13 protein-coding genes are annotated in these 13193 nt (G+C 36.1%); 6 read left to right on the forward strand and 7 right to left on the reverse strand.

Features of this window, described 5'->3' with window-relative positions:
• Nucleotides 1–4: 4 nt before the first annotated feature.
• On the reverse strand, nt 5–541 hold the full coding sequence (gene tssO, locus AC106K_RS16855) for a type VI secretion system TssO (RefSeq protein ID WP_482446629.1): 537 nt from the start codon (nt 539–541) through the stop codon (nt 5–7).
• 179 nt (nt 542–720) lie between these two features.
• On the opposite strand from tssO, the gene AC106K_RS16860 reads away from it, so the two are divergent.
• From AC106K_RS16860 to AC106K_RS16885, 6 genes are all read left to right on the forward strand, one after another.
• Nucleotides 721–1392 carry a LuxR C-terminal-related transcriptional regulator gene (locus AC106K_RS16860; protein WP_482446630.1) on the forward strand — a complete coding sequence of 224 codons (672 nt, stop codon included), beginning with the start codon at nt 721–723 and terminating at the stop codon, nt 1390–1392.
• A gap of 320 nt (nt 1393–1712) precedes the next feature.
• Nucleotides 1713–2003, forward strand: coding sequence for an HU family DNA-binding protein (locus tag AC106K_RS16865; protein WP_002984212.1), 291 nt, complete (start codon nt 1713–1715; stop codon nt 2001–2003).
• 367 nt (nt 2004–2370) lie between these two features.
• Nucleotides 2371–3930, forward strand: a complete 1560-nt coding sequence (locus AC106K_RS16870; protein ID WP_482446631.1) for an Rne/Rng family ribonuclease — start codon at nt 2371–2373, stop codon at nt 3928–3930.
• 292 nt (nt 3931–4222) lie between these two features.
• On the forward strand, nt 4223–5644 hold the full coding sequence (locus AC106K_RS16875; protein ID WP_482446632.1) for a T9SS type A sorting domain-containing protein: 1422 nt from the start codon (nt 4223–4225) through the stop codon (nt 5642–5644).
• Between the two features lie 266 nt (nt 5645–5910).
• Nucleotides 5911–6378, forward strand: a complete 468-nt coding sequence (locus tag AC106K_RS16880; RefSeq protein ID WP_482446633.1) for an OsmC family protein — start codon at nt 5911–5913, stop codon at nt 6376–6378.
• Nucleotides 6379–6601: 223 nt separating this feature from the next.
• The gene (locus AC106K_RS16885) at nt 6602–7252 is read left to right on the forward strand and encodes a response regulator transcription factor (protein ID WP_482446634.1); all 651 of its coding nucleotides are present in this window, start codon (nt 6602–6604) and stop codon (nt 7250–7252) included.
• A 226-nt stretch (nt 7253–7478) separates the two neighbouring features.
• On the opposite strand, the gene AC106K_RS16890 is transcribed toward AC106K_RS16885, so the two are convergent.
• The 6 genes from AC106K_RS16890 to AC106K_RS16915 form a co-directional block, all read right to left on the reverse strand.
• Nucleotides 7479–8990 (reverse strand): carboxypeptidase-like regulatory domain-containing protein, encoded by a 1512-nt coding sequence (locus tag AC106K_RS16890; protein ID WP_482446635.1) that lies wholly within the window; start codon nt 8988–8990, stop codon nt 7479–7481.
• A gap of 11 nt (nt 8991–9001) precedes the next feature.
• Nucleotides 9002–10366: a CsgG/HfaB family protein gene (locus AC106K_RS16895; RefSeq protein WP_482446636.1), complete on the reverse strand. Its 1365-nt coding sequence runs from the start codon at nt 10364–10366 to the stop codon at nt 9002–9004.
• A gap of 23 nt (nt 10367–10389) precedes the next feature.
• Nucleotides 10390–10800 carry a curli production assembly/transport component CsgF gene (locus tag AC106K_RS16900; protein WP_482446637.1) on the reverse strand — a complete coding sequence of 137 codons (411 nt, stop codon included), beginning with the start codon at nt 10798–10800 and terminating at the stop codon, nt 10390–10392.
• A gap of 11 nt (nt 10801–10811) precedes the next feature.
• Entirely contained in the window at nt 10812–11546 is a 735-nt protein-coding gene (locus AC106K_RS16905) for a CsgE family curli-type amyloid fiber assembly protein (RefSeq protein ID WP_482446638.1), read from the reverse strand.
• Between the two features lie 8 nt (nt 11547–11554).
• Nucleotides 11555–11953: a hypothetical protein gene (locus AC106K_RS16910; protein WP_482446639.1), complete on the reverse strand. Its 399-nt coding sequence runs from the start codon at nt 11951–11953 to the stop codon at nt 11555–11557.
• A 169-nt stretch (nt 11954–12122) separates the two neighbouring features.
• The gene (locus tag AC106K_RS16915; RefSeq protein WP_482446640.1) at nt 12123–12941 is read right to left on the reverse strand and encodes a hypothetical protein; all 819 of its coding nucleotides are present in this window, start codon (nt 12939–12941) and stop codon (nt 12123–12125) included.
• Between the last annotated feature and the right edge of the window lie 252 nt (nt 12942–13193).

Raw genomic sequence — 13193 nt, forward strand, 5'->3', positions numbered from 1 at the left:
CTTTTTATCTTCTTCTTTTAGTTCCTGTAAAATTTCTTGTAGGGTCTTTTCTAAGTTCAGTATTGGCTCTGTTTACTTTATTCATACAGTCTTCAAGATCCCTTTTGGCTATTTTTTTTCTAGATTCCACCACCATGATGTCAGCTTTTAGCTTCAACATAGGTTCTATTTGTTTCATCAGCACAGCGTAATGCTTAAAATTCTGGGTACTGTCTTTCCCCATAATATTTTTAGCATCTCTTACGTTATCCATAATACTGGTTCTGAGAAAAACCTCATTCTCCACCTTATTAAGACTAAGCTGGGCCATTTTTTCGTAGATTTCGTCAACATGATTTTTCAGCACGTCGCTTCGGAGCATCAATTCTTTATAGGCTTCAGACTCTTTACTGATCCCTTCCCGTTGTATATCATAACTCTTAAAGAAGAGAAATAGACATGCGAATGATACTACCGACAAAACGGCAAAAGACAGAATAAACTTCCAAATGCCTATTCTTACGTCAGATTTGTTTAATTTTTTTTCCCTGTTCGAAGACATAATTTGCGATTTGTTTGGCCTGTGAAAATATAAAAAAAAAATTTTATGCACAATACGTAATTTCCCCAGAGCGGTTTCGGAAAAACCCTGATTAAATTAATATTAATTTCCCCTTTCATAAGTTTTTCATAAATTAGGCCTCTAAATTTTAAATATCATTCGCCAAATCGATATTGAAAATGAGTAAAATATTATCTAATACCGTGCGTTTCTCGATTGCTGACAGTGATTTTTATTTTAAAAAAATAATGATCAAAACGCTGATGGAGAACCCTTTTTATATGCTTCTGAATGATTGCAACAACGGGCACGAGCTTGTAAACAGAATCTACAGAAGGCAGGAGGATGTGTTCATCATCGAATTGTTTATGCCGGTATTGAGCGGGATTGAAGCCATCAAATACATCAGAAAAAACAATACGGAAACCCCTATTGTGACCTACTCCGGCACCTATCAGGAGGATATGGCAGAAATCTTATCCAGGATTCCTAATATCTATTATTGCGAGAAGAAAAGCAACATCATCAAGGACATCATTAAAGGAAGTATTGCCTCTGAAGAATTTGATTATCAAGCCTATTCTAAAGAATGGGAACAGCAGCCCCTAGCCGTACAGGAGTATATGGACCGGCAAAAGAAGGGACAGGAAGAATTGTCTCCTGCAGAAATTCAGCTGATGCGGTTCTGCTATGAAGGTTTCAGCAATAAAGAGATTGCAGAAAAGCTTAACCTGAGTGCAAGAACTATTGACACTTATATTAACCGTCTTACAGAAAAACTCGGATTGAAAACCAAGCTCCATCTGATCCGTTTTTGTGTGGAAAACGGATATTATAATTCCAGTATGTAGAAATTAATTGATTCCGGATTTTAAATTCAGAATTAAAAAAATGACTGAAGACAAATAAAGGTTTCGGAATATAGAATTCCAGAGATAAAATCTTCTGTATTGCTTTATATCACAGGTATTTTTCAAATTTCGATCCTATAGGAATTCCCTTGGGCACAGGGCCAGATTATTAAATTGTTAAATTCTTCTGAGGCATCCTTAATATAGTGTATACATTAAAACCTCAAGTATCTGAATAAAAATATTTTGCCACTAATTTGCTAGTATTCAATTTTTTTAACTAAATTTGCACACCTAAAATTTAAAATTAAAATAAGGAAATGACAAAGGCAGAATTGGTAAACACCATCTCAAATAAGTTGGGAACAGAAAAGAATGAAACACAGAAAGTTGTAGAAGCTTTTATGCAGGAGATCAGAACTTCTATGTATAATGGGGATAACGTTTATCTGAGAGGTTTTGGATCTTTTATCATTAAAACAAGAGCTGCTAAAACAGGAAGAAATATTTCTAAGAATACTGCAATTGAAATTCCTGCTCATAACATTCCTGCTTTCAAACCTTCAAAATCATTTGTAGAGAAAGTAAAAACTAAAGTTGCAGTAAAATAAGAACATTAACTGAATATTAACTAGTTACTAAAAAATTAAAATTATGCCAAGCGGAAAGAAAAGAAAAAGACACAAGGTTGCGACTCACAAAAGAAAGAAAAGAAGAAGAGCGAACAGACATAAGAAAAAATAATCTCTTCTTCTCGAGATTTACAATATAATAATATAGTTGGTGGTTTTAAATTTTTAAAGTTCACCGACTATATTTTTGTTTGCAACTATAAGATTCCGCGGAAAACGGATGGTTTCAAATATTATTTTAATAAAAATATAATGGTTTTCGTTCAAAATCCTTATATTTAATAGATGAATTAATCAAGAACAATATCCATTTCCTATAATCTTAACAATTTTATCTTATAACAAAATGAAGAAAGAACTAATAGTTTCGCATGAAGATGATCTTACAAAGATTGCACTGCTGGAAGACGGAAGACTATGTGAACTTCATGAGCAAGAAGACAAAAGCGATTTTATAGTTGGAGATCTGTTTATAGGAAAAGTAAAAAAACTGGCTCCCAATCTGAATGCAGCCTTCGTCAACATCGGATATGACAAAGATGCATTCCTGCATTATCAGGATCTGGGTCCCCAATATCTTACATACAGAAAGTTTTTAAAAGATACTATTTCTAAAAAACAAAGCACTTCGAGCTTAAAGAATTTCGAGATACAACCCGAAATAGACAAAAACGGAACCGTAGATAAGGTTATTGCAAAGGACGATCTTGTTCTTTTGCAGATCACCAAAGAACCTATTTCTACAAAAGGCCCTAGAATTTCAACTCAAATCTCTCTGACAGGACGTTTTCTGGTACTGATTCCTTTCGACAATAAGGTTTCAATTTCTAAAAAGATCAGAAGTTCTGAGGAGAAAGAAAGACTGAGAACCCTGATTGACAGTATCAAACCGGAAGGCTTCGGTGTCATCATCAGAACAGTGGCCGAGGGGAAAAAAGTGGCAGACCTTCACAATGATATGAACCAGCTGGTTCAGAAATGGGAAAGCACTTTTAAAAATATCCAGAAAAATAAGGTTCCATCTAAAGTTTTAAGCGAAGAAGACAAAGCTTCAGCTATTTTAAGAGACAATTTTAATCAGGATTTCGTTAATATTATCTGTGATGATGAGCAGATGGTGAGCGAGATGAAAAATTACATTGAAGTAATTGCTCCTGAAAAGAAAAATATTGTCCAGTTTTATGATTCTCATATTCCACTTCTGGAATATTACAATGTTGAAAAACAGCTTAAACAGAGCTTCGGAAAGCACGTAAACATTCCAAGTTCCAAAGGCGCTTATCTTGTTATTGAACACACAGAAGCACTTCACGTGGTAGACGTCAACTCCGGAAATAATATCACTACCGGAACCGCCGTCAACAAAGAACACGCACTGAAAGTGAACAAAATGGCAGCTACCGAAATCGCAAGACAGCTTCGTCTCCGTGATATGGGAGGGATCATTGTGATCGACTTCATCGATATGCCGAATTCTGAACATAGAAGAGATCTCTATGAACACCTTAAAGAGGAAATGAAGCGCGACAAAGCCCGCCACAAAATACTTCCTCCAAGTAAATTTGGACTGATCCAGATTACCAGACAAAGAAACCGTCCGGAAAAACAGATCGAAACCAAAGAAGAAAACCCGAATAAAGACGGAGAAATTGTAGCTCCGATCGTAATCGTGGAAAGAATGGGTGAAACCTTAAGAAATATCCTGCAGAAAGAAAAAGGAAAAATCTACCTGCATGTACACCCGTTTGTAGAAGCCTATTTAACTAAAGGCATCAAAAGTATCCAGATGAAATGGTTTATCAAATACAAAAAGTGGGTAACCATCGTACCAAGGGATTCTTTTAAATATTTAGAATATAAAATCTACAATGCAAAAAAAGAAGAATTGATAGAATTCTCTAATTAAGACAAAATTTAAACCTTCAGTTTTTACTGAAGGTTTTTTATTATATTTGCAACAACACAAAAATCAAATAAATGAAAAAAAATTCGCTTATAACGATTCCGCATACTCGGAATCTTCTACTCTATTACTTAATGATCCCCCAATAATCACTTTCATTCTATAACCAGAACGAAAAGGACATTAGACTATTTTCAAAAAGCTTCTGTTTTTCGGGTATTCTGCTGAAGCAAAATGCCTGATAAAGACCTGCTCTGAAAAACGGTATACCATTAAAACTTTTAAATTAAATACAATGATCAAAAACTTATTATTACCATGCATTTTGATGATTCAAAGTGTGTCTGCACAGATTGTTTCCTATGACAACAGTTTTGCTTCAAACGGAAAATATGCTATCACGGGCAGCGATAACAATTACAAAACTAAAATAATTAAGAACTCTGATAATAGTGTCTATTTCACTTATGCCAGAGAGAACTCCTCTCCAGGCACCCCTGAATGTGTTATTTCAAAACTTAACTCTAATGGAACTGTAGACTCTTCTTTCGGCAATAACGGAGAAATAGTAATCAGCAATTATTTTACTCCCGTAGACAGCCAACTCACCAAGCAGCCAGACGGTAAGCTTTTGGTGATGGGGTTCAATACTGATGGTGCTGCCATTGCCAGAATTACCTCCAATGGACAGCTTGATACTACATTTGGAATGAATGGTATTTCAGAGGTTTCAAATGTCTTAACAGATTTCAATAGTGTTGGCTATGGCCTGTATCTTCAAAATAATAAGATCATTATCTATGGTATGTCCATTAATGGTCCTTCTAATTTTTATAAGAGTGTTTACAGGCTCAACAATGACGGGAGTATTGACAGCACATTTGGAAATAATGGATCTATAAAGACTATGGGAAACTTTATATTTTTAGATAATCAATCAAATATTGTAAGTCTTATCACCAATTACAGTAATACTAACGCCAATATAACCTATCCTAATGGAGGAATGGAAAAATATAACAGTAACGGGCAACCTCTGACAAGCTTTGGAAACAATGGAGTTCTGGTTTTCACTAATAGCCCCGGAATGGTAGGAACAGTTTTTATGGATAGTGATAACAATATTCTTTGCAGTAATATCAATAATGAAATATTTAGAATTACTCCCAATGGAATCTATGACAATTCTTTTGTATTTAACCCGGATAATTCATATCCTTTTACAATCACAAACATGTCTTCGGTAATGGAAAATAATGGCAGTTATTTTATAGCCGGCCAGACTGGTTCAAACGGAGAAACATTTTTCATTTCCAAGCTCACTCCCACAGGGTCTGTAGACCCCTTATTCAATTATTATTCAGAAACCACTTCAAGTTCGGATGGTATTGGCGATATGGTCATAGATAATAGTACGATCATTGCAGGAAGAGGAACTCATATTTTAAAGTTTTTATTGAATACGCCAACGTTGGCAACCTCTGACATTGCAAAAACCCATATTAATCTTTCATTGGAAAATCCGATTCATCAAAATCTTGTTTACCAGTCAAAAGAAAAAGTAAATAAGATTGAGATTTATTCTCTCACCGGAAAAATGGTAAAAACCCTACAGGGTAATGTTACAAGCATTTCAGAATTATTAAAAGGGATTTATATCGCAAAATTCATCTTTGAAAATGGAAATAGCGTCACAAAGAAATTTATTAAGAATTAATCATTGAAAACTCTGGTTTTACCGGAGTTTTTTTGTTATTCTCTTCCGTAAGAATCAACAGTGTAAGGATTTGGGAATAAGTTTTGGCTGAAGCCAATGGAGTTTTTTATTTTTTTATGGTGGGCTAAAGCCCACCCCTATTGATCCAGCCAAGCAAATATTGAACTTTAGCGGCAAGATCTTTTATCTTTTATCTTTTATCTTTTATCTTTTATCTTTTATCTTTTATCTTTTATCTTTTATCTTTTATCTTTTATCTTTATAGTATGAAAAACCACCATTACAAAACCATGATTCAATGGACCGGCAATAAAGGAACCGGAACCAGCAGTTATAGAGATTACGAAAGAAGTCATACCATTTCTGTAGAAAATAAAATGAGTATTGAGGGTTCGTCAGATCCTTCTTTCAGAGGGGATAAAACGAAATATAATCCTGAAGAGATGTTTCTTTCTTCACTGTCGTCATGTCATATGCTTTGGTATCTTCATTTTTGCTCCGAAGCTGAAATTATTGTCACAGAGTATACCGATGAAGCGACTGGAATAATGGAAGAAACAACTAATGGAAGTGGACATTTTACAGAAGTAACTTTACATCCTATGGTGAAAGTAGCAGAAGAATCAATGGTTGAAAAGGCAAAAGAGCTTCATCACAAAGCCAACAAATATTGCTTCATTGCCAATTCTATTAATTTCCAGGTGAAACATATCCCTACTGTGTTAGTTAAATAATTTTACAATGAAAAATATATTTAAAAACACACTGAAAAACAATCATTTAATAACAATAACTCTAATTTTCTAGATCAAAAATCAACAGAAAGAGATTTATTTAATAAAAAATCAACAAAAATAACTTTTTATTATTAATAAATATATTAAAAATTAAAAATACATACTTATTTTCTTCTAAATATAAAGTTTTTTTTATATTTTTATATAAACAAAACAAACCATGATGAAGCCAAGATTAACCATTTTTGACGAGCACATGCTTTACACTGAGGGGTTATCAAAACTCCTTACTCAGAGCAGAATCTTCAATACAATTGATATTTGTAATTCTTTAGAAGCTCTCTCCAGGCATTTAAAAGATGAACCTCCTGAAATCCTTGTCATGAGTTCAAATATGCTGATGCTTACAGAATTATACAAATCTGTAGAAAGCATCACCTCCGAGAATAAACACATCAAAATCATTATTATCGGTAACTGTTATGATGTGATAGACATCCGGAAACTCTTCAATAAAGGAATCAAAAGTTATCTTGATAAAAACTGTACATATGATGAATTTCTGAAATCCATTAGCGTTCTGCTATCCAACGAAATTTATATCTGTGATCATGCAAAGGAAAGAATGATCAGTTTCATCAGTAATGAACATGGAAAAAAGGGTCATCACATCAAGGATTCTCTCACCCGCCGTGAAATGGAAATCCTAAAACTCATCTGCGACGGCTTCAGCAGCAAAGACATCTCAGAAAAACTCTTCATCAGTATCAACACTGTGGAAACCCACCGAAAAAGGATTCTCTTAAAACTTAATGCCAAAAACTCTGTAGGTATCGTAAAATATGCTATTGAAAATCATATTATCGACTAAATATAATCAGTTCGTTTGTACAGAAAATTCCGGACCTGCGGTCCGGAATTTTCTGTACAAACGAACATTTTCTAAATAAACTATCGTTACATCATAATCAAAAATGAGATGACCGGAAGTCAGAAACTGCAGATCAGTATATTCCGACCAGAAAGGTTTGACTTAAAGCCTGGAACTTTAAACCTTTGTTCCGGTCTCTCATCACTAAAATTGACTATAAACTGTTTTATTCGTAATCAGGCATTTCTCCGTTACTGAAAAGCTGAGTTCTTGAAAGATCTGTCATATTGCTATTCAGATCAATTACCATTACATTTCTCTGAGAAATATTGTCATTGGAAGTATTCATAAAAACCACCTGTGCATTATTCGGTGAAAATCGTGGGTCAAGATCATTGGTTCCCATTGGTTTTTCGCTTTCAGCAGAAATATCACTAATGACATTATTTGTCAGGTTATAGATAAAAATATGGGAGTCCAGCTGACGATAATTTCCACTTCCATCCATATACCCTGAAATATCCCGGGTAAACAGAAGCAGCTGCCCGTCCACAGAAAAATTCAATCCACCACTGGCCCCGGAAGTTCCGGACAATACTGTTTTTATTATATTCCCAGTGGTATCAATAATATAGATCTTCGTATTATAACCACTATAATCATTGGTTTTCAGTGCTATTTTACTTCCGTCATAGCTCCAGTCACATTCAGAAATCATGCTTCCATCCGGAGTTGTATAGATCAGATTCAGGCCGCTTCCATCTTTATTGATCCTGTACAGTTTATTGAAATTGGAATAAATAATTTCCTGACCATTTGTACTCCATGAGAAATCAATTTCATAATTATTGAAACCTGCTGCGGCCACGGTAGTCACCTTAAAAGCATTAGAACCGTCAGGATTGGCTGTATAAAGATGGGTACTACCACCTTCTGTTCTTAGAAATGCTATCAGCCCTGCATTGTTATTTTTCCGTGGCCTCCAACTGTTGTAAGAGGAATTGGTAAACTGAAAGCTGTTGCCCTGCCCGTCACTTGATATGATCACGAAATTACCGTTCTGCTTCTGTACGTAATGATATCTGTTGACAGGAACTGAGTTGGTGGTAAACTTACTGATCTGGCTTAAAACTGGCTGGTGAATGCCGTCCGAAACAGACACCTGCCAGAAGTAACTTACCCCAAACTTCAAATTGGAGAGTGTATAGTGATTGACCTTGAGATCATTGACCTGAATAACATTCGTGTCAAGATTATTTTTAATGGTCAGGCTATACCTTAGAACATCCGCTGTATCCGGATCTGTCGCATTCCAGGTCAGTTCAACACTTAAAGGCTGATTTACCGCATTATCTACCGGACTTAGCAGCTGCGGTGTAGAAGGAGGTGAGTTCAGTGAGGTATCATCACTCATTTCGAAGACCACCGTAACCACCTGATTTTGACTTTGTACATTGACTGCCTGAAAATTTGTAATATATCCGGAAAGTTCCGCTTTTACGGAATAATTACCTACCGGCATTGCTGCAATCTCAAAAGATCCATCGGTTCCACTGAAAACGGTCTGTGTCGTTGGATTGGTAAAAATTTTCACATTAGGGATAGGTACATTGCTGCCCCTTTTCACTACTTTTCCTTTTAATACCCCCGTCTGGGCCTGCTCTACAAGATCTTCACTACATGAAAACAGACAAAACGTAAGGATACATATACTGAGTATTTTTATTAGAGTTTTCATAATTCATGTTTTTATTTGTTTCCAAGGTAAAAATTGACTCCTATTGCGAAGCGCAAAGCCTGGTCTTTTCTTTTTCCGTTGACAAATCCTTCCCAATTATCTTTGAAACCAAGATCATATTGAGCAGAAGCCCTTAGAGAAACCGTTTGATCAATCATATATTCAAATCCTCCCCCAAACTGTCCTTTATACTGAGGTTTATATTTGGAATACATGGCTCCCGCTCCCCCATAGACATAAGGACTAAATCTATACTTGGGAAAAAGTAAATATTCAAGATTGATTTCGGGGCCGAAATAGCTTCTTTTTACAATATTCTCATTCTCCAGTGTGAAATAATTACCATTGATCTCCACATTAAAGTTGGGGGTAAGGAAATATTTCATGCCTACTTTTCCTCCAATATTCATCTTAGGATTTACATAATCATCACGAACTTTCTGCCCTTCAACATTCGCAAATACAGACATCTTTTTTCTGTAATTATCCGGAAATCTGTTCCCAATTACCCTTCCGTTATTCTGTTCCTGCTCCCGGTTATATTCATTGATCAAAGCGTGGTACCCTGTAGTACCATCAATAGCTTTTCCCCATATTTGATCTCTGACCCCTTCTATAATCAGGGATTTTACAGCTTTCTCAATTGCTTCAGTCACTGCAAGCTGTACCGGCTCGTTTTGAGTAAGTCCTACTTCAGCTTCCAGAAGTCTCTCCGTATCGATATATCTGAAAAAGCTTCCGTTTACACTTGTTGAGAGAATAGTTTTGGAAGTATATACCGTTTTAAGGATTTCCCCATTGAGAGTTGAAACTGCTCTCAGGTAAATGGTGATTCTATCCTGGCGGTATTGGGTAGATGCCCCAATACCAAAGTATCTGGCACCAAGCCCTCCTGTTAAAATATTGCTGTCATAAGAGATGACACCACCTTCCAGAAGAATTCCGGCATAAAGAAGAGGTGGCAATGCCTGGCTGTTCTTATCGGCATCTTTGATATATTCCTGCCGGGTAGAACGGATGATTTGTCTTTCATTAAGAAGATTCGCAATATTTTCTCTTTCGATCGGAATAAACCAATGACTGTCTTCCAGTGCCTTAATGAGAATTGTTGTAGTGCCCTGGGGTACAGCCGTACTCCAGTTGTTTCCGTTCTCAGAAGGTTTATACTGCCCTGTCTGATCTCTGAATTTATAAACTCCTATGACGATTTTCTCTTTAGGTAAAGGAAGGTTTCTCAATTCTGTGGTAGAAGAAGTAACCTCTCCCAGCGTTGGCTTTTCGGGATCCGAAGGTAGGCCAAAGATAGAACTACAGGCCTGCAAAATACATAGCAGGAAGCTACAGAAAAAAATTCTGGTGTAAATGTAAGTTCTCATGGTAAGTCATTTTTAAATTATTTTTATTTTGGAATTACGATCTCGGACTGATCGCCAGTACTGGTATCCAAAATATTGATCAAAAGTCCCTGATTGGTAGCTGTAACCTGTAAGTAAAGGGATCCGAAAAGATAATTTCCGGGTTTTATACTTCCTTCACCAAACTGGTCTTCAAACAATTTCCTTGAAAGTTCACTGAGAACCTGTCTGTTGAGGCTTTGGGTAAAACTGTCAAGAGAATTCACACGGTCGAGCAGGTTGCTGTAATCATTTTTTTCATCAAACTGATTTTGTGCATTTGCTGAACTCAAAAGCCATTGGTAATTAAAAGTATCTCCACCAAATGCCGGATTGATCGGTTTATAAACGAGCTGCTGAGATTTTCCGTAAAAAATACCGGCAACAAAAATCAAAATAATGGTTAAAGTTTTCATAACGGACTTTTTTAATAGATAAATTCATTTTTAATAAGATTTTTCTTTGCGTTAAACTCTTTGATATATTTTAAACTAAAAGCAAGTTGTTCCTTTAAATAATCTTCTGAAGGATTGATCATAAAGCTATAGATCACTTTATCATCTATCTGAACATTGATCTGACTGCTCGTTCCACGAAGGGGAAGCTCTGCAATGGTAATAATACTGCCGCTTTTATCGGGCTGTTGATTGTATTGCATGTAAAACAGGTCATAAAAGTCTTTCCCTACCTTAGTTTTGGTCTCATCAATTGCAAGACCTTTTAGCTCAAAAACAGCCTCTTCTTCTACTTTGGCTGATTTTTTTCTAAAAAGATCCCCATTAAGTTCCACACTGTCTTTTGCTATTAGTTTCTGGGTTTCCTCATCCCTGATATAAAGAAAAGCTTTCAAAGCATCCTGAGGGTCAAGATTGAGATTGATTTCAGACAATACTTTTGCTTCATTCGGATTGATGGAAAATTTACCACTTTGCTGATTTTTGGAAAGGTTTCCACTGCCCCCTTTCTTGATCGATACCAGAAGGTAATTCAGCTCTTTGTAAACCGCAGTGTTGTTCACAGCCACCGCTTTAAGCTTCATCTGATTTTCAAGAAAGCTCTGCTCCAGCCGGGCATTTACTTTTCTATCCTCCTGCCCGTATACGAATACCGACAGGAAGATAAAAAAAGTGTACAAACTTGTGGAATATAAAAGTCTCATCATCTATGCTTTTAATAGTTTCTCATGAAAATTGTCCGGTTGTCTCCTTTCACATTGACCTGCATTCCTTCTGAAATACTGTTACTTCCGGTAATATCAACAATGTTATTATTTCCCTGAGTGGTAACACTGGTCTTTGTCTCTTTGTCTGTAAATGAATTGATAAAATAGAGTGTATTATAATCTCCCAACTGCCTTATATCAACATTGGATTTAGCATTCAGAAACAGCTCTGCATTGTTGTAATCACCTATCTGGATAACACTGGAATGATAGAGATCCCTTCCTGCATTCTGCTCCGTAATGATATTGAAGACTGTATTGCTGTTGACTTTATTCCAATCAATCTCCTGTGCAGACAAGGGAAGCAGAATAAAGAAAAACAATACACTCCATACTAAGCTAGACATGATATTAATTTTTATAATTTAAAGGTACATCAATCGGAAATCGGGAAAAACACACCCAACAGGTACTTTAAAAATTCACGGTTTCCGGGTATATTTCAGTTGGATAAAAAAAGGAGAAACCTGTAGTTTCTCCTTCAATTTTTAAGATATACAGTAGATGGAGAAAGGTCTAGTTAGACTGATTCACTACCAGAGAATTTCCGTTACCTATCTGAGTACCCAAGTGAACATGAGCATCCCCTGTCTGAGTCACCCAGGTAAAGTTACCGTTACCCAACTGTAAATCAACTGCTGTATTGGAGTCTCCCATCTGTACCTGATACAGTTGATTGCTGTTACCAACCTGCAAGCCCATAGCAGTATTATCATCACCAAGCTGAACAACTCCGGCTATGTTGCCATTTCCAAGCTGAGCATGACTTGTCATATTATCATTACCATCCTGATATTGTACAAGCAAGTTATTGGCTCCCACCTGAAGGCCACTAGCTTCGTTTCTTCTTCCCAGCTGATATTGATAAGCCGTATTACCATTTCCAAGCTGAACAGAAGAGGCATCATTTCTTCTTCCATCCTGGTACTGAACGGCGGTATTACCTATTCCAACCTGTACTGATGAAGCTTCGTTTCTTCTTCCGATCTGAGTCTGATCCGTAGAGTTAAGCCATCCGATCTGTAGTGTAGATGCTGAGTTTCTGTTTCCCTGCTGCAACACATTATTGGAGTTTCCTATTCCTATCTGGTCTACATCTACAGAGTTTCTGTTTCCTATACTCTGAGCTGTATTAACGTTGAAAGCTCCAACCTGATCAATATCTGCCGTATTCCGGTTTCCATTCTGCGTCAGGAAGTTCATGTTTAAAAGCCCTGTCTGGTCTACAGTAGCTACATTTAAGTTTCCGATTTGGCTTGTTACATCAATATTAGATTGAGCAAAACCAAAACTCATGGCCAATAGTGTAAATACACCTGTAAGTAAATTTTTCATTTTGATAAAATTAATTGGTTAATAGTATGACAAAGGTATAGGCTATCCCAAAGTGAAAAACCACCATGAAAGTGTAAATTTTAAAAATCACGGTTTACCGTTCTTAATGTCACCATTTATGGTATTCTGTATGTCACCGATTTCGGCCAGGGAAAAACACGGTATGAAAGCAGATTATCCGTCCCGAACGCTAAACGCGTTTTGTTTATCCATTTTAAAATTCAAAGTTCGCTGTTTCTTCGCTATTCATCC

The sequence above is a fragment of the Chryseobacterium sp. FR048 genome, assembly GCF_056844665.1.